At 61.8% G+C, this 18,685-nt stretch carries 22 protein-coding genes; 13 read left to right on the top strand and 9 right to left on the bottom strand.

What is annotated here, in order from left to right:
• Positions 1 to 245: 245 nt before the first annotated feature.
• The 3 genes from ACK8OE_RS02720 to rpmI form a co-directional block, all read right to left on the bottom strand.
• A complete protein-coding gene (locus ACK8OE_RS02720) occupies positions 246 to 2,327 on the bottom strand; it encodes a phosphocholine-specific phospholipase C (RefSeq protein ID WP_410271266.1) in 2,082 nt (693 codons plus the stop codon).
• 161 nt (positions 2,328 to 2,488) lie between these two features.
• Complete coding sequence (rplT, locus tag ACK8OE_RS02715) at positions 2,489 to 2,848, bottom strand: 50S ribosomal protein L20 (RefSeq protein WP_013479284.1); 360 nt, start codon at positions 2,846 to 2,848, stop codon at positions 2,489 to 2,491.
• Positions 2,849 to 2,861: 13 nt separating this feature from the next.
• Complete coding sequence (gene rpmI / locus ACK8OE_RS02710) at positions 2,862 to 3,059, bottom strand: 50S ribosomal protein L35 (protein WP_013479283.1); 198 nt, start codon at positions 3,057 to 3,059, stop codon at positions 2,862 to 2,864.
• Between the two features lie 160 nt (positions 3,060 to 3,219).
• Between rpmI and ACK8OE_RS02705 the strand changes: the two genes are divergently transcribed.
• The 4 genes from ACK8OE_RS02705 (at position 3,220) to ACK8OE_RS02690 (ending at position 7,323) form a co-directional block, all read left to right on the top strand.
• Positions 3,220 to 3,786 (top strand): GFA family protein, encoded by a 567-nt coding sequence (locus tag ACK8OE_RS02705; RefSeq protein ID WP_410271265.1) that lies wholly within the window; start codon positions 3,220 to 3,222, stop codon positions 3,784 to 3,786.
• A gap of 78 nt (positions 3,787 to 3,864) precedes the next feature.
• Positions 3,865 to 5,019: an FtsW/RodA/SpoVE family cell cycle protein gene (locus tag ACK8OE_RS02700; protein ID WP_290794770.1), complete on the top strand. Its 1,155-nt coding sequence runs from the start codon at positions 3,865 to 3,867 to the stop codon at positions 5,017 to 5,019.
• Between the two features lie 48 nt (positions 5,020 to 5,067).
• Positions 5,068 to 6,204, top strand: coding sequence for an undecaprenyldiphospho-muramoylpentapeptide beta-N-acetylglucosaminyltransferase (murG, locus tag ACK8OE_RS02695; protein WP_410271264.1), 1,137 nt, complete (start codon positions 5,068 to 5,070; stop codon positions 6,202 to 6,204).
• A gap of 60 nt (positions 6,205 to 6,264) precedes the next feature.
• On the top strand, positions 6,265 to 7,323 hold the full coding sequence (locus ACK8OE_RS02690; protein WP_410271263.1) for an AI-2E family transporter: 1,059 nt from the start codon (positions 6,265 to 6,267) through the stop codon (positions 7,321 to 7,323).
• 135 nt (positions 7,324 to 7,458) lie between these two features.
• On the opposite strand, the gene ACK8OE_RS02685 is transcribed toward ACK8OE_RS02690, so the two are convergent.
• Together ACK8OE_RS02685 and ACK8OE_RS02680 are read right to left on the bottom strand one after the other, a co-directional pair.
• On the bottom strand, positions 7,459 to 7,749 hold the full coding sequence (locus tag ACK8OE_RS02685; protein ID WP_410271262.1) for a type II toxin-antitoxin system RelE/ParE family toxin: 291 nt from the start codon (positions 7,747 to 7,749) through the stop codon (positions 7,459 to 7,461).
• Entirely contained in the window at positions 7,742 to 8,002 is a 261-nt protein-coding gene (locus ACK8OE_RS02680; RefSeq protein WP_290794757.1) for a type II toxin-antitoxin system ParD family antitoxin, read from the bottom strand. Before ACK8OE_RS02680 ends, ACK8OE_RS02685 begins: the two co-directional genes overlap by 8 nt.
• Before the next feature lie 233 nt (positions 8,003 to 8,235).
• Between ACK8OE_RS02680 and murC the strand changes: the two genes are divergently transcribed.
• The 5 genes from murC (at position 8,236) to ACK8OE_RS02655 (ending at position 12,411) form a co-directional block, all read left to right on the top strand.
• A complete protein-coding gene (gene murC, locus ACK8OE_RS02675; protein ID WP_410271261.1) occupies positions 8,236 to 9,663 on the top strand; it encodes a UDP-N-acetylmuramate--L-alanine ligase in 1,428 nt (475 codons plus the stop codon).
• On the top strand, positions 9,660 to 10,136 hold the full coding sequence (locus tag ACK8OE_RS02670; RefSeq protein WP_410271260.1) for a hypothetical protein: 477 nt from the start codon (positions 9,660 to 9,662) through the stop codon (positions 10,134 to 10,136). The genes murC and ACK8OE_RS02670 overlap by 4 nt, the downstream gene beginning before the upstream one ends.
• Positions 10,129 to 11,034: a UDP-N-acetylmuramate dehydrogenase gene (gene murB, locus ACK8OE_RS02665; RefSeq protein ID WP_410271259.1), complete on the top strand. Its 906-nt coding sequence runs from the start codon at positions 10,129 to 10,131 to the stop codon at positions 11,032 to 11,034. Before ACK8OE_RS02670 ends, murB begins: the two co-directional genes overlap by 8 nt.
• Before the next feature lie 65 nt (positions 11,035 to 11,099).
• Entirely contained in the window at positions 11,100 to 11,879 is a 780-nt protein-coding gene (folP, locus tag ACK8OE_RS02660; RefSeq protein ID WP_410271588.1) for a dihydropteroate synthase, read from the top strand.
• 181 nt (positions 11,880 to 12,060) lie between these two features.
• Positions 12,061 to 12,411, top strand: a complete 351-nt coding sequence (locus ACK8OE_RS02655) for a hypothetical protein (protein WP_290794742.1) — start codon at positions 12,061 to 12,063, stop codon at positions 12,409 to 12,411.
• On the opposite strand, the gene ACK8OE_RS02650 is transcribed toward ACK8OE_RS02655, so the two are convergent.
• Positions 12,412 to 12,774: a hypothetical protein gene (locus tag ACK8OE_RS02650; RefSeq protein WP_126419672.1), complete on the bottom strand. Its 363-nt coding sequence runs from the start codon at positions 12,772 to 12,774 to the stop codon at positions 12,412 to 12,414. It abuts the gene before it with no gap.
• A 2-nt stretch (positions 12,775 to 12,776) separates the two neighbouring features.
• Positions 12,777 to 13,016, bottom strand: coding sequence for a DUF1653 domain-containing protein (locus ACK8OE_RS02645; RefSeq protein ID WP_410271258.1), 240 nt, complete (start codon positions 13,014 to 13,016; stop codon positions 12,777 to 12,779).
• Positions 13,017 to 13,093: 77 nt separating this feature from the next.
• On the opposite strand from ACK8OE_RS02645, the gene thiD reads away from it, so the two are divergent.
• Positions 13,094 to 13,873 (top strand): bifunctional hydroxymethylpyrimidine kinase/phosphomethylpyrimidine kinase, encoded by a 780-nt coding sequence (gene thiD / locus ACK8OE_RS02640; protein ID WP_410271257.1) that lies wholly within the window; start codon positions 13,094 to 13,096, stop codon positions 13,871 to 13,873.
• A 121-nt stretch (positions 13,874 to 13,994) separates the two neighbouring features.
• On the opposite strand, the gene ACK8OE_RS02635 is transcribed toward thiD, so the two are convergent.
• A complete protein-coding gene (locus ACK8OE_RS02635; protein WP_410271256.1) occupies positions 13,995 to 14,405 on the bottom strand; it encodes a hypothetical protein in 411 nt (136 codons plus the stop codon).
• Positions 14,406 to 14,607: 202 nt separating this feature from the next.
• Between ACK8OE_RS02635 and ACK8OE_RS02630 the strand changes: the two genes are divergently transcribed.
• Positions 14,608 to 15,810, top strand: a complete 1,203-nt coding sequence (locus ACK8OE_RS02630) for a phosphoserine transaminase (RefSeq protein WP_410271255.1) — start codon at positions 14,608 to 14,610, stop codon at positions 15,808 to 15,810.
• A gap of 4 nt (positions 15,811 to 15,814) precedes the next feature.
• Here ACK8OE_RS02630 and ACK8OE_RS02625 read toward each other — a convergent pair whose 3' ends face one another.
• Positions 15,815 to 16,087: a hypothetical protein gene (locus ACK8OE_RS02625; RefSeq protein ID WP_410271254.1), complete on the bottom strand. Its 273-nt coding sequence runs from the start codon at positions 16,085 to 16,087 to the stop codon at positions 15,815 to 15,817.
• A gap of 230 nt (positions 16,088 to 16,317) precedes the next feature.
• Between ACK8OE_RS02625 and ACK8OE_RS02620 the strand changes: the two genes are divergently transcribed.
• Together ACK8OE_RS02620 and ACK8OE_RS02615 are read left to right on the top strand one after the other, a co-directional pair.
• A complete protein-coding gene (locus ACK8OE_RS02620) occupies positions 16,318 to 17,607 on the top strand; it encodes an adenylosuccinate synthase (protein ID WP_410271253.1) in 1,290 nt (429 codons plus the stop codon).
• Positions 17,608 to 17,805: 198 nt separating this feature from the next.
• The gene (locus tag ACK8OE_RS02615; RefSeq protein ID WP_410271252.1) at positions 17,806 to 18,606 is read left to right on the top strand and encodes a PleD family two-component system response regulator; all 801 of its coding nucleotides are present in this window, start codon (positions 17,806 to 17,808) and stop codon (positions 18,604 to 18,606) included.
• Positions 18,607 to 18,685: the final 79 nt, after the last annotated feature.

Below are 18,685 nucleotides of genomic sequence, written 5' to 3'. Positions count from 1 at the left end.
CTCGTTTCACTCACACCTCTCCTCCCCATGCCTTCGGCACAGGGAGGAGAGGTGTGAGTCGTTTCTCCTCCCTGTGCCGAAGGCATGGGGAGGTGGCATTTTGAGCGTAAGCGAAAAATGACGGAGGGGGATGTCTCCGCCGTGTCAAACGCCACAGGTTTTGCAAGCGATCGTTCTGGCCCGACCCCTCAACGCACCTGTTTCGCTGCGCTATACCCGTGCCTTCGCAACAGGGAGGAGGGACGTCAAACCGTCAGCTTTGCCGCCCCAAACGCCGCTGGGTCGGACAGGGACGGCTTGCCGTCTTCCACGTGACCGGCGCTGCGGATCGTCACCCCGCCAAATTGCACACTGATGTCGAACCAGCCATGCGTCTTCATCGTGGCAATGTCGAAGCTGTGAGCGGCATTGACCGGGTCGCTGTGCAGATGCAGATCCTGCGCGGCCCCGCCATAGGCATTGTCCGTCACGCGGTAATCAAACGAGGTGCGCCCCGTCTCATCCAGACCGTAATAGGCCCCCAGTGGCTGAACCCCCAGACTAAAGCCCGCCGGCAGGTCGGCAAACTGACCGGTCAGGCGTTGGTGAAAGCCGTTGGGACCGAGGATAAACAGGTCAAAGGATTGACCGCTGGTCCCGGTGAGGACGTGCGCGACCTTCCCTTCATTGTCTTTGACGGTATAGCGATGGGGCACCGCCTCCGGCTTCAGGCGGTCATAGACGTGAAAGACCGCCGCCTTCGCGTTCGGATCAACAAAGAAGCTGACCCTGACCTGAGTGGCGCTGACCTCCACCCCCGTATCGAAGCGATACGGCGTCGCGCGGCGGGGACGCAGGCCCCGTTCCTGCACCGGGGCGGTCAGGGCGTCGGGTGTTTTGGGGGTCGTCTTACCGCCCAGCTTGCGCGCCTGTTCGGCGCGGTCGGCGGTTTTCGGCAGGTGGGCAAAGAAGGGCTGATCGTTCGGTGTTTTGAAATCAAAGCAAGAAGTCAGGTCGCCGCATACGGCGCGTCGCCACGGCGAGATATTGGGCTCGTGCACGCCAAAGCGCGTTTCCAGAAAGCGGATGACCGAGGTGTGGTCGAACACTTCGGAGGCCACATAGCCGCCCCTTGACCACGGCGAAATGACGTACATCGGCACGCGCGGGCCCAGGCCATAGGGACGGTTTTTCAGCGCGTCATCGCCCTGATGATATTCGCGCTCCGCCCCTTCGGCATAGCCCAGCGGCTGCCCATTGGCGTCCAGCGACGGCGGGGCCGGGGGCGGCACGTGGTCGAAATAGCCGTCATTCTCGTCGAAATTGATCAGCAGGACGGTCTTCGCCCACACCGCCGGATTGGCGGTCAGGGCGTCGAGCACCTTCGCCGTATAGTCGGCCCCCTGTGCCGGTGAAGAGGTCGAGGGGTGTTCGGAGCCTTCGGCGGTGCCGATGATCCACGACACCTGCGGCAGCTTGCCGGCCAGCACGTCCTCTTTCAGCTTGTCGAGGTCGCGCGTGCGGATCGAACGCTCGGCAAGGTCCAGCCGTTTACCCGATGTCGCCTTATCCGCCGCGCGATAGGTCTTGAACCCGACAAGGGGGTTGTCGGTGAAATTGTCCTTCATGTTCTGATAGAGGCGCCAGTCGATGCCCGCCGCACTCAGACGCTCCGGATAGGTGGTCCAGTCATAGCCGCCGTGGCCCTTGGGATCGGCGTGCAGTTCGTCATAATCATTGACGATGACCGGGCCATTGGGGCCGACATTGGTACCCGTCCAGTGGACCACGCGGTTGGGATTGGTACCCGAATGCATGGCGCAGAAATAGGCGTCGCACAGGGTGAAGGCTTCGGCCAGAGCGTACTGGAACGGCAGATCGGCCCGTTCGAAATGCGCCATCGCGTGATTGTGCTTGGATTTGGGCCAGTTCGCCAGACGCCCTTCGTCCCAGGCGGCCTGCGCGTCCTTGAAGCTGTGCGGCGTGCCTTCGACGCGCATCAGGCGGAAATCCTGGGTGGTATTGAGCGCAAACGGCGCGATCAGTCGGGTGGGATCGTCCTCGCGCGGCTGGGCGAAGACGCTGCGGTTGGCGTGGCTGGGCGTCGCCGGGGCCGGGATAACGAAGCGGTCGCCAAAGCCCTGCACCCCGTTCATCGTGCCGAAATAGTGGTCGAAGCTGCGGTTTTCCTGCATCAGGATGACGACGTGTTCGACGTCCCTGATCGTGCCGGTGCGGGTGTGGGCGGGGATGTCCAGCGCGCGGGCAATGGCCGGGGGCAGGCCGCCCAGCGACGCGGCCAGAGCGCTGCTGAGGGTGGTGCGAAGAAAGGTGCGGCGGCTGGTCATGGGGCGGCTCCGAAGCGTGAGCCTACGCCATAACGCGCCCGGATGACAGTTTTGTTGTTATCCGCTTCTGAGGCGTGGATGAGGAGAAAAACGAAAAACCCCGCGCCGTTGCCGGTGCGGGGTTTTCCATGTGTTCGGGTATCTCTTTCAGAGACTTAGTCTTACGCCGCCAGAGCCGCGCGGACCTTCTCGGCCACGGCGGCGAAGGCCGGGGCGTCGTTGGCGGCCAGAGCGGCCAGAGCCTTACGGTCCAGCTCGATCCCGGCCAGGTTCAGGCCGTGGATGAACTGCGAGTAGGTGAAGCCTTCGACGCGGGCAGCCGCGTTGATGCGCTGGATCCACAGGGCGCGGAAGTTACGCTTGTTGACGCGACGGTCACGGTAAGCGTATTGGCCGGCCTTATCGACAGCGGCCTTGGCGGTGCGGATGGTATTCTTGCGGCGGCCGTAGAAACCCTTGGCCTGCTTCAGAACTTTTTTGTGACGGGCGTGAGAAACGACGCCTCTTTTAACACGTGCCATGGTTCACGTCTCCTTAGGCGTAGGGCATGTAGGATTTGATCTTCGCGGTATCGGCGTCCGACATCACCTGCGTGCCGCGGTTCTGACGGATGTACTTGCCGTTGTGCGAGATCAGACGGTGGCGCTTGCCGGCGACGCCAGCCTTCACCTTGCCCGACGCAGTGAAGCGGAAACGCTTCTTGGCGCCCGATTTGGTCTTCAGTTTTGACATTTCATTTGCGGCGCGGGTAACGCCGTCCTCTTTATAGAGTTAGCACCCGCCAAGGCATGTCAGGGGCCCGGCAGGTCAGGAAGCGCGGGTCATTACAGGAAAAAGTCTGGCGTGACAAGCGATGAATCCCTAAAAGCAAAAGCCTGATCGTGAGGGCATCATGCAAACCGTCAATGTCCCGCCGTTTCCCTTGTCCGGCGGCTGCCAGTGCGGCCGGATTCGCTATCGGCTCAAGGCCCTGCCTGTCGTCTTTTATCTGTGTCATTGCACCCATTGCCAGAAGCAGTCCTCCTCGGCCTATGGCGAGTCGATCCGGGTGCGCGCCGCCGATATCGAGATAGAGGGCCAGCCGAAGGGCTTTTACGTGCAAGCCGAAAGCGGCGCGCAAAAGGTCTGCGAATTCTGTCCGGACTGCGGGACGCGGCTGTTTCACGGACGCCGCCCCCGTTTCGCGCACCGGCAGGCAGGTGCCGCCTGTCTCGTGAAAGGCGGTGGCCAGTGTATAGGCCAGCCAGCGCGGATCGCCGTCGGCGTGGTCGCGGTCGCAGCGATCGATAAGGGTGATGTGCCCGGTGGTGCGGGTCAGTTTCGATTTCAAAGGGGCGGGCAGGGCGGTGAGGTCGATCTTTACAGACATGGCGGGCTCCGGTGCAAAAGCCCTATTGTCGACCCGCCACGAAGAGGGAGGATAAATGCCGCCTTTCGCGAAATCTTAACCCGGAATTAACCGCGTTTCGGGACTCTGACGCCCGATGGCCCAGACCCGTGCGGGGCCTGTTTTCCCCTTGCAGAACCATACCCGTCCATGAATTCCGGCTTCGCACATCCGTTTACGCGCACCGATCGCTCGCCGCTCGCCATGTGGTGGTGGACGGTTGATAAGCTGACGCTTGGCTTTGTGCTGCTGCTGATCTTTGCCGGACTGGTCTTTTCATTTTCGTCGTCGCCGGTCGCCGCGCCCAAGGTGGGGATCACCAACGAATTCTACTTCACCCAGCGCCATGTGCTGTTTGCCTTCGCCTCGGTGGCGCTGATGCTCGGCATTTCGATGTTTTCGCTGAAAGGGGTGAAGCGCGCCAGCGTCGCCATCTATGGCGGGGCCATCTTCGTCATGGCCATGCTGCCACTGATCGGGCACACGTCAAAGGGGGGACGGCGCTGGCTCGATCTGGGCTTTTTCAGCCTTCAGCCGTCGGAATTTCTGAAACCCGCCCTGATCGTGCTGGTGTCGTGGATGTTTGCCGAAGGGCAGAAGGGCAAGGGCGTGCCCGGTGTGACCATCGCCTTCTGTCTTTATGCGCTGTGCATCGCGCTTCTGCTGATCCAGCCTGATGTGGGGCAATCCATCCTGATCACCGTGGCCTTCGGGGCCTGTTTCTATATTTCCGGCGTGCCGATGCGCTGGATCGTCGGCCTGTCGGCGGCGGGCGTGACGGGTTTTGCGAGCCTCTACTTCATCCTGCCGCACTTCCGTGACCGCATTAAGGACTTTATCGACCCGGACGGCGACCGCTTTCAGGTCGAACGCGCCGCGGCGGCCATAGCCAATGGTGGCCTGACCGGCACGGGCGTTGGCGAAGGGACCATGAAGCGCCTGATTCCTGATATGCACACCGACTTTATCTATTCGGTGGCAGCGGAAGAATATGGTCTGTGGATGTCGCTGCTGCTGATCGCCATTTTTGCGTTCGTCGTGCTGCGTGGCCTGTGGAAGGCTATGGCCATGCCTGACGCCTTTCGTCAGATTGCCACATCGGGCCTGTATATCCTTTTGGGGATGCAGGTGCTGATCAACATCAGTGTCAACTTGCAGGTCATTCCGCCCAAGGGCATGACCCTGCCGTTCATCTCCTATGGCGGGTCGTCGCTGATGGCGATGGGGCTGACCATGGGGCTGATTCTGGCCCTGACGCGCAAACGCCCGGCCGAAATCGAACCGGACGACCATACGCAGTGGTAACCCAGACCCTTGTCCCGTTTACGGGCGGGATTGCATGAGCAAATATCTATGGCCCGTAAGAGAAAACCCAAACCCCTTTCTGAAACGCCGCTGGCCGTGGTGGCTGCCGGGGGGACGGGCGGGCATATGTTCCCGGCCGAGGCGCTGGCGCGTGAGCTGATCGCGCGTGGCTGGCAGGTGGTGCTGGCGTCCGACGCGCGCGGGGCGGCCTATGCCGAAAAATTCCCGGCGATAGAGCGCCTGTCGCTGGAAGCCGCAACCTTCAAGCGCGGCGATGTCATCGGCATGGCCAAGGCGGCGCTGAAAATCTTCACCGGTACGCAACAGGCGCGCAAGGCGTTCAAGCGCCTCAGGCCCTGGGCGGTGATTGGCTTTGGCGGCTATCCCTCCTATCCGGCCCTGATGGCGGCCTTGTCGCGCAAGGATGTGACCCTGCTGCACGAACAGAATTCGGTGCTGGGCCGCTCCAACCGCCAACTGTGCGCCAGGGTCGATGCGGTGGCCTGCGCCTTTCCGGTGCTGAAAATGGCCCCGGCTGTGCTGGAAGGGCAGGTGCAGGTGGTCGGTAATCCGGTGCGTCCGGATATACGGGCGCTTTATGACAAGCCCTATCCGCCCATCGACAAGGAGATCCGCCTGCTGATCACCGGCGGATCGCAGGGGGCGAAGATTCTGTCAGAGACGGTGCCTCAGGCGCTGGCGCTTTTGCCGGTGTCGCTGCGCATCAACCTCCGCGTTGAGCAGCAAACCCGCGCCGAGCAGATCGACTTCGCCCGTAAAACCTATGCCGAGGCCGAGATTGAGGCCGAGGTGGCACCCTTCTTCGACAATATGGCTGAGCGGCTGGGCCGCGCCCATATCGTCATTGGCCGGTCGGGCGCTTCGACCTGCTGCGAACTGGCTGTGGCGGGTAAGCCGTCCCTGCTGATCCCGTTGAAAATCGCCGCGGATGACCACCAGACGCACAACGCCGCCGTGCTGAAAGAGGCCGGCGCCGCCGTGGTGCTGCGCGAAGACGATGTGACGGTCGAAAGCCTGAGCGCGGCCATCCGCGCCCTGATCGAAGAAGGGGCGGCGGGCCTCGAAACGCGCGCCGCTGCCGCCAAATCGGTGGCGCGGCCCGACGCAGCCCAGCTTCTGGCCGATCTGGTCGAGCGAACGGTGAAGCGCAAGAGAGCGGACTAATTGTTTTCTTATCTGCGCAGCCGTTAGATCAGGATGGTTTTGAGTGTGAGGGGGCTTCCCATGTTTTTTGCGCGTAACCGGCTCGATGCGGGCTTTGTCCAGAAGACGCTGTTCCTGCTGATGGTGGTGGGTTTGAGCCTTCTGGCTTTCAAGCTGATCGGCATTTGGCTGCTGGTCTTTGGGGCCGTGGTGGTGGCGACCGTGCTGCGCGCCACGGCGGAGCCACTGGTCAAGTATCTGAAGCTCAAGGACAACTGGGCGGTGCTGCTGGCGCTTTTATTCCTCGTGTCGTTTCTGGCGGCGTCGGGCTGGCTGTTCGGCAACGAGATCGTGCGCCAGACCAACAACCTCTCGCGCGAACTGCCCGAAGCCTGGGCGCAGCTTCAGGCGCGTCTGCGCGCCTCTGAGGCCGGGGCCACGGTGCTGGATCAGATCAATAATCTCGGTCAGCAGGCGTCGGGTGTACTGTCTCTGGTGCCCAAGATCGCCGGGGAAATCGCCTCTTCGATTGCCAATCTGGTGGTCGTTGTCGTCGCGGGCATCTTCATGGCCATGCACCCGCGCAGCTATCGCGACGGGGTGGTGCGCCTGTTCCCCAAGTCGCAGAAGGAGCGCGTGCGGGACGGCCTCAATCTGAGTGGTAAGGCGCTGCGTCTGTGGCTTTTGGGCCAGTTGTTTTCGATGGTGCTGGTCGGGTCGCTGACGGCCATCGGGCTCAGCATTGCCGGTGTGCCCTCGGCCGGAGCGCTGGGCCTGATGTCCGGTCTGGCGCAGTTTGTGCCGATCGTCGGGCCGGTGGTCTCGGCGGGGCCTGGCCTGCTGCTGGCGGCGTCAGAGAATATGACGACCTTTGTGGCGGCGCTCGTCATCTATGTCGGCGTGTCGCAGCTTGAGTCGAACATCATCACGCCGATGGTGCAAAAGCACGTCGCGGCCGTACCGACCGTCATTACGCTGTTTGCCGTGCTGGGTTTCGGTTCGCTGCTCGGGCCGCTGGGGGTGCTGTTTGCGACGCCGCTGACCGTGGTGGCGCACACGCTGGTGATGAAATTCTATGTCGGAGAGGTGCTGGGCGATCACGGCGCCGAGGCTGAGGTGTCGGGAGAGGTCAAGGATTAGAGCGGAATGATTTCTACTGGAATCATTCCGCTCAAGCCGCCATTGAGGCGGCGGCCAAGGTGGCGCAAGCCACCGCCCGGCGAGGGGCTAAACAAAAATCTAGAGCATTATGTTTCTACCAGAAATCATAATGATCTAGAGGTGGCGCAGCGGGTCCTGCGAATGGTGCAGGATGCGCAGAACCAGAATACCCTGCTGTAGCGGTCGATAGTAAATCATGTGCGACAGGTGCGAAAAGCGTCGGTTCTGCGTGCGTATCTGTTCGCAGGCGGCACCTATGCCCGGCCGTTTCGCCAGCAGTATAAGGGTTTCGTAGAGTTCGTAGCGATATTTTCGCGCCTGCTCATAGCCGAACCGGTCGAGCGTGTACTGCGCTATGGATTTCAAGTCCTGACCCGCTTCATCACTGAGGGTAAAGTCAGCCATGTTTCGCTGCCTGACGTTTCAGGTAGCGCTCTTCGGCATCATTCCAGATCTCGTCAAAGCTCATATCGCTGAAGCCGCTCGCTTCGGCCTTATCCAGCATATCGCGCAGGCGGTCTTCGGCGGCCTGTTTTTCTTCATCGCGGCGCACCAGATCGCGGAAATATTCGCTGACATTATTATAGTCGCCCTGTTCGACGCGGCGTTGAACGGTTTGCGCCATGCGGTCGGTCATGGAGATGGAAAACTTGGCCATGGGATGCTCCTCTGCTCCCCTGAGAGTAGCATCAAATCCGATCTGTTCCTATCTGATCCGACAGTGTGGCGCTCAAAAAATCCTCCGTGACACCTGTGTCGCTGTGTTTTAGAGCGTATTTCGTCCTAACGTTTTGGTTGGTCGCGCATTTGAGCCCGAAAACCGTTGCACACTTTTCGGAATGCGCTCTAAAGCAGAACACCTTTCATCTTACCCCACGAGTCCACGCTTCCATGATTGCCCCTGCCAAGCTCCGTCCCACGCCCTTCGACCTCGGTCCCGTGCACTTTGTCGGCATCGGCGGCATCGGCATGAGCGGCATTGCCGAGATCATGATCAAGATCGGCTATAAGGTTCAGGGCTCGGACGCCAAGGCCTCGGCCAATACCGAGCGTCTGCAGAAGCTCGGGGCCAAAATCTTTATCGGCCACGAAGCGGCGCATGTCAGCGACGACGTGTCGGCGCTGGTCTATTCGACGGCGGTTAAACACGACAACCCCGAAATGGTCGCCGCACGGTCGCGCCGTATCCCGCTGGTGCGGCGCGCCGAAATGCTGGCCGAGCTGATGCGCCTGCAATTTTCCATCGCGGTTGGCGGTACGCACGGCAAGACGACGACGACCTCGATGGTGGCGGCGCTGCTCGACGCCGGCGGGCTGGACCCCACCGTGGTCAATGGCGGCATCATCAACGCCTATGGCACTAATGCCAAGGTAGGTGACGGCGACTGGATCGTGGTCGAAGCCGATGAGTCCGACGGCTCCTTCCTGCGCCTGAAATCGACCCTGGCCATCGTCACCAATATCGACGCCGAACACCTCGACCACTGGGGCGATTTCGAAGCCGTGAAGAAGGGCTTTGTCGATTTCGTCGAAAACATCCCCTTCTATGGCTTTGCCGCCGTTTGCGTCGATCACCCGGAAGTACTAGCCCTGACGGCCAAGGTCGAAAATCGCCGCCTGATCCCCTATGGCGTCTCACCGCAGGCCGAGGTGCGCTGCACCAACATCGACTTCGGCCCGGAAGGCGCGACCTTTGATGTGGTCTTTTCGCCGGTGGGCGTGGAGCCCTTTACCTGGGCGGGTCTGAAACTGCCCATGACCGGCAACCACAATGTGTCTAACGCCACGGCGGCCATAGCCATCGCCCGCGAACTGGGCGTCTCTGAGGCCGATGTGCGCAAGGGGCTGGGTGCGTTCGGCGGTGTCAAGCGCCGCTTCACCACCACGGGCATCGTCAACGGTGTGCGCATCATCGACGATTACGGCCACCACCCGGTCGAAATCGCCGCCGTGCTCAAGGCCGCGCGTCAGGTGACGCAGGGCAAGGTCATCGCCGTGGTGCAGCCGCACCGCTATACCCGCCTGCGCGACCTGATGACCGAGTTTTCGACCTGTTTCCACGACGCCGACAAGGTGATCGTCGCCGATGTCTATTCGGCGGGTGAAGCGCCGATCGAGGGCGTCAGCAAGGACGCACTGGTCGAAGCCCTGCACCGTCACGGCCACCGCAATGCTGTGGGGCTGGACGGTCCGGCGGCGCTGGCAGGCCTTGTGGCCGCTGAGGCGAAGGCCGGGGATCTGGTCGTCTGTCTGGGGGCGGGCGACATCACGCAATGGGCCTATGCGCTTCCGGCGCAGTTGGAAGGGTCGGTCGATTGAGTGTCTTGAAGCTCGGCGATGTTGATACAGTAAAAGGCGTGTTCCAAACCTTTGCCGAGGCTGACGAGGTGTGGTTACAATCGCGAAGCCTTCTATCAGATCACTCATCCCCTCAGTTAGCCATTGCCCATTTGAAACTCTTTTGTCCGGAGTTGGTCAGCTACCGCGAGGGATGGTTTCTGGCGTCGGGCTTTGATGAAGCCGCTGCGGATGTGTGGTTTTCCCAACCAAATGTGTCAGTTTCAGGTGTCGAGGCGATACTGAACCATTTGCACCTCAGCTATATGTTCGGTGATACAGAAGTTGTCAGAATGACGGATGATGAAGCCATCGCGTTTGGTCAATTGCTGTCATTCCAGTGGAAAATCTGGGCACAGAACGTCTATAGCCTTCATATCGAAACTTACCTTTCTACAATACCGGGTGATGTTCAGATATGGTTTGAATCTCGTGGAGTTTTTGGAAATGACTAACTGGACCGAAAATCTCCCCGCCGTGCGCGGCAAGATTGTAAAGCAGGCCGAACTGGCTCCGTTTACGTGGTTCCGCGTTGGCGGTCCGGCGGATGTGCTGTACATCCCGGCTGATTCGGAAGACCTGAGCGATTTCCTGCGTCAGTTGGACCCGTCTGTTCCTGTCACCTATATCGGCGTGGGGTCCAATTTGATTGTGCGCGATGGCGGAATCGAAGGTGTCGTCATTCGTCTTGCCGGTAAGGCCTTCTCTGACATTCAGATAGACACCGAAGAGAATCGGATCATTGCGGGGCCCGGCGCGCTCGACAGCGCCGTTGCGCGGGCCGCCGCCAAGGCCGGTCTGGCAGGTCTGGAGTTTTACGCAGGCATTCCCGGCACCATTGGCGGCGCTCTGACGATGAATGCGGGGTGTTATGGCCGTGAAACCAAGGATATTCTGGTTTCGGCCTGGGGCTATGACCGCACGGGTGAGATGCGAACCTTCACTAACGAAGACTTTGGCTTCAGCTATCGCCACTCGGATATCAGTCCGGATATTGTCTGGATACAGGCGGTGTTTCAGGGCACGCCTGACGATCCGGCGGCCATCACCGAGCGCATGGAGGCCATCACCACACGCCGCGAAACGTCCCAGCCGATCCGTGAAAAGACCGGCGGTTCGACCTTCAAAAATCCGGAAGGCCATTCGGCGTGGAAGCTGGTCGATGAAGCGGGCTGGCGCGGTAAGCGCTTTGGCGGAGCCAAGTTCTCTGAGCTGCATGCCAACTTCATGATCAATGCCGACAATGCCACGGCGGCCGACCTCGAAGGGCTGGGTGATACGGTGCGCGCCGAGGTCAAGCAGAAGTTCGGCATCGACCTGCACTGGGAAATCAAGCGCATCGGGCGTCGTTAATATCTCTTCCCTGTTGCACCGCGACGGGGAGGGGGGAGATCAGATTGGCCACTATTCCTCTTATCATGGGCGTTATCAATGCCACGCCGGACTCGTTTTCCGACGGCGGGGCCTATGATCCCGTGGCGCAGGGCCTGCGCCTGATCGCCGAAGGGGCCGATGTGCTCGATATCGGCGGTGAGTCTACGCGACCGGGGGCCGAGCCGGTATCCGCCGCCGAAGAAATCGCCCGCGTCGTGCCGGTCATCGAAGCCCTGCGTGCCCAGTGGTCCGGCCCGCTCAGCATCGACACGCTGAAACCCGACGTGGCACGCGCCGCCTTTGCTGCCGGGGCGACGATATGGAACGACGTAACGGCGCTCAGCCACAGCCCCGACAGTCTGGCGACCGCCGCCGAACTGCAAGGGCAGGTCATACTGATGCACATGCAGGGCGAGCCTCGCACCATGCAGACCGCGCCGCATTATGACGATGTGGTGGCGGAGGTCGAAACCTATCTGCTCGCCCGCGCCGAGGCGGCCATTGCGGCGGGCGTGGCGCACGAAAACATCTGGCTCGATCCCGGTATCGGTTTTGGAAAGACGCTGGACCATAATCTCAGCCTGATCCGCGCCACGCCGCGTCTGGCTTCGCATGGCTTTCCGTTGCTGATGGCGGCCTCGCGCAAGCGCTTTATCGCGGCGCTGGAAGAACGCGAAGGCGCGCCTGCGTCCGATGCCACCCGGCGTATAGGCGGCACCCTGGCGATCCACCTCTATGCGGTGCAAAACGGTGCGCGCAAGGTGCGCGTGCACGATGTGGCCGAGATGCGTCAGGCGTTAAGAGTGTGGGCGGCTCTCGCCTGAGAGGCGAAGTCCGGTTACGCCTGCAACGGTCCTATGTCTTTGAAATGTAACACTCCGCCCCTTTCGTGCAAAAAAGGCGGCCAAAGCGGCGCGAAACGGCTTTACAGCCCCGCCGGGTCCGGTGTTAACCTTTCAGCGTGCGCTGCGGGATAGGTGCGCGCAGGGGAAAATCGGTAGAATTATGATGAAGCGGGTCCTGACGAAAAAGCCTCAGTTCAGCAAGACCGTGTTGCCGGATCGGCAAAAGCGTAATCTGAAGTTCAGTCATGCGCCGCAGGAGGTCGAGGTCGAGACACCCGGCCCGCACATCCTGACGGGGCCGGTGGAGATGGAGGTGCCTGCCTATGAGTGGGCCTCTGCCGAAGACACCGTGCCGCCGGCCGTCATCGCGCAGCAGAGCCGCAGCCTGTTCCAATGGATCGTCGCTATCGTCCTGCCGGTGGCCGCGCTGGGTGTGATCGCCCTGAGCGTGGCGGCTCTGGCGCAGGCCGGGGGCTATGACGCGGACTTTATCGCCTCGCGGTTTCGCTGATCAATTTATCTGCGCATAGATATCGAAGGCGGCGCTGAAGTCCGGATTGCGGATCACCGTGCCGCAGGTCAGTGCGTAATCGCCCGGATCCAGCATCAGATAGGCTTCGGGCACCAGAGGCAGGAAAAAGTCTTCGCCCTGACGTGTCCCGACCAGCGACAGCACCAGCCCTTCCTTGCGATTGGCGCGGATAACGCGCCCGCCGATCAGTTCAAAGCTCAGCAGCTCGTCATGGGTGCCGATCTGATTGAGGCGTACGACCAGCATCTTGCCCAGCAGAACGCGCACCATCGGGTCCGAGGCCTCGGCAAAGGCTTCGGGGACCAGTTCGTTCCAGCGGGAGTCGTCGGTGTTTTCGTTCATGGTCACAGCTTACGAAATCGCGGCACGATCTCACCGTCACTATCGACCGATTCGCTGAACATGGCCAAAGGCCGCACCCACAAGCGCGCCGGGTCCGCCTGAATGACGGGGGCATAGAGCACCAGCACCTCCTCGGTTTCGGAGTGGGTCACACTGCCATACACCACGTAATCCTTGCCCTTATAGTGGCGGTACAGGCCGGTGGCGAGGGCGCTGGGGTAGTCGGTGATCGGGCGGGTCATGGCAGATCCTTGCGTTGCGCGCTTTCCTTAGCCGGGCGCGCAGATTAAGGAAAGGTATCTATCTCACGGAGGTCTCCATGCGTCGCGTACTGATCATTGCCGGTTCGGACCCGTCGGGCGGGGCGGGGATTCAGGCCGATCTGAAGGCCGTGACCTGCCTGGGTGGCTATGCCATGACGGCGATTACCGCCCTGACCGTGCAGAATACGCTGGGCGTCACGGATGTGATGCCGGTGCCCGAAGCCCTGATCACGGCGCAGGCCGAAGCCTGCCTGAACGATATCGGAGCCGATGCGGTGAAGACCGGGATGCTGGGGGCGACCTCAGTGGTCGAAACCGTGGCGGCCCTGCTCGATAAGGCGGGGGTGTTTGCGGTGGTCGATCCGGTGATGGTGGCCAAGGGCGGGCACCCGCTATTGCCCGATGAGGCGATTGACGCCATCCGCACGCTGCTGATCCCGCGCGCAGGGCTGCTCACCCCCAATGCGCCGGAGGCGGCGGTTCTGACCGGTATCGAGGTGGTGGACGAAGCCTCTCAACAACGCGCCGGTGAGGCGCTGCTGAACATGGGGGCCAAGGCCGTGCTGATGAAGGGCGGGCACATTGACGGGCCCGAAGTGGTCGATTGGCTGCTGTGGGCAGACGATGCGCGGCGCTATGTGTCCGAACGCATCGAGACACGACATACGCACGGCACGGGCTGCACCCTGGCCAGCGCTTGCGCCGTGCTGGCGGGGCCGGATCGCTCTCTGGGTGACAGCGTTGAACTGGCGCGCGATTATGTGATGGGGGCGATTATCACCGCACCGAGTCTGGGCGGCGGGCATGGGCCGCTCAGGCACAACTGGGTGCTTTGAGCGGTCAGATGCGTCCCCTTAGGGTATGGGGGGACAGAAGGGGACGCATCCTTGAGGGGGCAGTGTTCCCGGCTGCCCCCGACCTTCAGGCGGAGCGGTTTAACCGCCTCGCCCAAAGTGTTTAGCGACGCCAGGCGGTGTCGCGGTCGTTACGCTCCCAGTGGAGCTTTTGTTCAAAGCGGTCCAGACGGTAGCTGAGGTTGGCCATTTCCTGACGGTCGATGCCGCGGCCCGAACGCTCATACTGATAGGACAGGCGTTCGATACCGTTCAGTTCGCTGCTGAGGCGACCGAATTCGCTGCGCGTCAGGCGGCCCGAACGGCGGCCCATGTCGAGGCGGTCTTCGAGGCGGTCGATGCGCGCATCGACGTGGTCGTCACGGCGATCGCGGATATCTTCGCGGCGGTCATAGCGGTCATAGCGATCGTAACGGTCGTAGCGGTCGTACTGGCCGGCAGCGAAGGCGGGGGTGATGGCGGTCAGGCCGGCAATGGCAACGGCTGCGGCGGCAATGGTCTTGAACTTGGTCATCTGGCTTTCTCCTTGTGTCTCGAGTGACGCTGTGGATCAGCGTTGAGACATTTATAAAAGCCGCCACTCGAACCGAACCTGAACGGTACGGTTCATTTTCGGTTCAGGGTTTGCGCCGTCGATTTCCGCTTGCACTTGGGCGGATTTGGCCGCAAAAGCCGCCTGTTTGCGTAGATCGTCCGGCGCGCCGCCCGGAGAGACGATGACCGAAGAAGAAGGCCTGACCATGAGCGCCAAACCTGCCACCATTCCCGAACGTCCGTGGTTTTCGTCGGGCCCGACGGCCAAGCGTCCCGGCTGGACGCCCGAAGCCCTGTCGGGTGCGCCGGTGGGGCGTTCCAACCGCTCAAAGGTGACGGTGGGCCGTATTCGTCAGGCGCTGGACATGACGCGCGAGATTCTGCGAATCCCCGCCGACTATCAGGTGTTCATGGTGCCGGGCTCCGACACCGGGGCGTTTGAGGCCGCCATGTGGAACCTTTTGGGGGCGCGCAAGGTCCAGCTTCTGGCCTTTGAAAACTTCGGTCAGTTGTGGGCCGATGACGCCACCAAACACCTCAAACTCGATGCCGAAGTGCTGTCGGCCCCCTATGGCGAGCTGCCGGACCTGACGCAGATTGACCCGCAGGCCGATCTGGTCTTTCCGTGGAACGGCACGACCTCCGGTGTGCGGGTGCCCAACAGCGACTTTCTGAATGGCCATGCGGCTGCCGACAGCGGGCTGGTGCTGTGTGATGCCACCTCGGCGGCCTTCTGCATGGACCTGCCGTGGGACAAGCTGGACGTCGCCACCTTCTCCTTCCAGAAGGCGCTGGGCGGGGAAGCCGGGATCGGCGTGCTGATCCTGTCGCCCAAGGCGGTCGAACGCCTCAACAGCTTCGATTCGGGTCGCGCCATCCCCAAGGTGCTACGCCTGAAAAAAGGGCATGCAGCCGACGCGGCTATTCTGGGCGGCGACGCCATCAACACCTTCTCGTTTCTGGTCATCGAAGACTATCTCGACGCTCTGCGCTGGGCGCAGCGCGAAGGCGGGCTCGACGGCCTGATCCAGCGCTGCGACGAAGCAGCCGGGGCCCTGTTTGACTGGGTGGAAAAGACGCCGTGGATCGACTTCGTGGCGGTGGACAAGGCGACGCGCTCGACCACCTCGGTGTGCCTCAAATTCGTTGATCCGGCCATTCAGGCGCTTTCCGCCGAGGCGCAGGCCAAACTGGCGACGCGCGTCGGTAGCCTGCTGGAGCTGGAAGGCGTGGCATTTGACATCACCGGCTATCGCGCGGCCCCTCCGGGCCTGCGTGTCTGGTGCGGCTGCACGGTCGAGGCCGAGGACATCGAGGCCCTGCTGCCGTGGCTGGAATGGGCCTATGCAGCGGCCGTGGCTGAATTGGGACTAGTGGCGGCATAAACGCTCAGGCTTCCGGCTTGCCGCCCTTGTCGGCCTTCGGGCCAATGCCGGTGACGGCCGTGCCGAAGACCAGCAGCACTGCGCCATAGATAATGCTCTCTGTGTCGCCGGAGAAGCCCTTTAGCAGCAGACAGGTTCCCCCGGCCGCCATGCCGGTTTGCAACATCCGCAGTCCTTGCTTGCGCCGGGCCTCTGTGCGCCCGGTCACGCCCCAGATCAGGCCGCCCAGACCAATGGTGACAAACACGCCGGCCACGATCGTCAAAAATGCCCACATGGTGTGAATCCTCTCTGTGTCAAGGGAGCTTGACACAAGGCGACGATATAGTCAAGCGACCTTGACATATGGCGTTGCGGCGGCGGGGAGTGGGGAATAACCGGCGTTCGCCTCATTTTACGGGTTACCAAGCCCGAACTTTAAGTTTATAGGCTGCAACCGCCTGAATTTTGAATGTAACGCACCCGGACGAAATCCTCTCCGGCGGCGTTTTGCTGCGGAGTAAGAACTTGGCCAATGTGACCGTTGTGGGCGCCCAGTGGGGCGACGAAGGCAAGGGCAAGCTGGTGGACTGGCTGTCCAATCGCGCCGATGTGGTGGTGCGCTTTCAGGGCGGTCACAATGCCGGTCACACCTTGGTGGTCGATGGCAAGGTGTATAAGCTGTCCCTGCTGCCGTCCGGCGTCGTGCAGGGCAAGCTGTCGGTCATCGGTAACGGCGTGGTCGTCGATCCGTGGGCGCTGTTTGATGAAATCGGTCGCGTCGAGGCACAAGGGTTGAGCATCACGCCCGACCTGCTGGTGCTGGCTGACAATGCCTGCCTGATCCTGCCGATCCACCGCGAACTCGATACGGCGCGCGAAGCCGCCGCCGGCGCGGGCAAGATCGGCACAACGGGCCGCGGCATCGGCCCGGCCTATGAGGACAAGGTGGGGCGTCGCGCCATCCGCGTCGCCGACCTCGAAGATTTTGACGGTCTCGATGCCAAGATCGAGCGCCTGTTGACCCACCACAATGCCCTGCGCAAGGGCCTGGGTCTGGCCGAGGTCGATACGGCGGCCCTGATCGCCGAACTGAAGGCCATCGCGCCGCGCCTGCTGGCCTTCGCCAAGCCCGTCTGGTACGTGCTGGACAAGGCCAAGTCTGAAGGCAAGCGCATCCTGTTTGAGGGGGCGCAGGGCGCGCTGCTCGACATCGACCACGGCACCTATCCGTTCGTCACCTCGTCCAACACGGTCGCCGGTCAGGCCGCCGCCGGTTCGGGCATGGGGCCGCGCAGCGTTGGCTATGTGCTGGGTATCCTCAAGGCCTATACGACCCGCGTCGGGTCAGGGCCGTTCCCGACCGAGCTGTTCGATGACATCGGTGAGCGCATCTCGCGCGTTGGCCATGAGTTCGGCACCGTCACGGGCCGGGCGCGCCGCTGCGGCTGGCTGGACGCGGTGCTGGCGCGGCAATCCATCGCCATCAACGGTATCGACGGCGTGGCCCTGACCAAGCTCGACGTGCTGGACGGCATTGAGACGCTGAAAATCTGCGTCGGCTATAAGGTCGGCGACAAGGTGCTCGACTACCTGCCGGCGGGCTTCAAGGCGCAGGCCGGTATCGAGCCGGTCTATGAAGAACTGGAAGGCTGGTCGGAATCGACGCAGGGCGCGCGTTCGTGGAAGGACCTGCCCGGCAATGCCGTGAAATATGTCCGCCGCATTGAGGAACTGATCGGGGCGCCGGTGGCGCTTCTGTCCACGAGTCCAGAGCGAGAGGACACCATTCTCATGCGGGACCCGTTCGCGGACTGACGGTCGAGTGGTGGCCTCCGGAAATTAAAAGAGTCGCGAGAGGACACCATTCTCATGCGAGACCCGTTTGCGGACTGAGACCGGTCTGCGTGCAGCGAGGTATCGGGCTACATCTCTGCAATCGTTATTTTGCACTGCCGTAAATCCGGTATTTACTCCTCTACCTTAAAGTGTCGTCCAAACACCAAGAGGCAAGGCGTGTACGGTCAAAATCCAGCCACGGCACAAAAGCTCAGAGCGACCCTCAAACTGGTTCTGCTGGTTGAGGCGAACCCGAACTATGCGCGGATGCTCTCGGACATGCTGCGCATGTTGGGGGCCGAGCAGATCATCCACTATCGCGATCACGAAGAGGCGCTCGATAAGGCCCCCGGTCTTCTCTACACGCTGATCGTCTGCTCGCATCAGGCACCGGAATGCGATGCGCTTGCCTTTACCAAAGGCCTGCGCCGCTCCAACGCCTCGTGTCGCAAGTCGCCGATCATCACCATCGCGCCTGAAATCACCATGAGCCTGCTCAACGACATCCGCGATTCGGGTGCCGATGAGTTTATGCGCAAGCCCTTTACCTGGGGCGACCTGCAAAAGCGCGTAGAACACGTGGCGCTGAAGGCGCGTCCGTGGATCGAAGCTGTGGGCTATGTCGGTCCGGACCGCCGCCGCTTCAACTCCGGCGACTATAACGGTCCGCGCAAACGCGCTGCTGACAATAAGGACCAGAAGACCGCCCAGATCGAACAGGCGGTGCGTATCCTCAAAGCGGCCTTTGAGCAATATAATACCGACCCGCTTCAGGCGCGCCGTGCCATGTATGCCCAACTTGAGGTGCTGGTCCCGGCGTGCAAGACGATCGCCAGCCAGAGCTTCCACAACGATGTGCGCACCATTCTGACCCAGTTGCGCGAGGAATGGCCGGACCTGAAACAGATTCGCCCCGCCATCCTCAGTCTGGCGGCTTTTATGAAGATCGAAGACCGTCACCCGTCGAACGCGGCCTGATTGATCCGGCCCGCTTGATCCTGATTGCTTTTGCGCATGGCATGGCCTAGCTTCCCTGCAACAATAGAGGGGGAAGGCC

The organism is Asticcacaulis sp. W401b (assembly GCF_046503825.1).
Taxonomy (GTDB): domain Bacteria; phylum Pseudomonadota; class Alphaproteobacteria; order Caulobacterales; family Caulobacteraceae; genus Asticcacaulis.
Note: the sequence above shows the minus strand (reverse complement) of the source record. Positions and strands in the feature narration are given on the sequence as shown.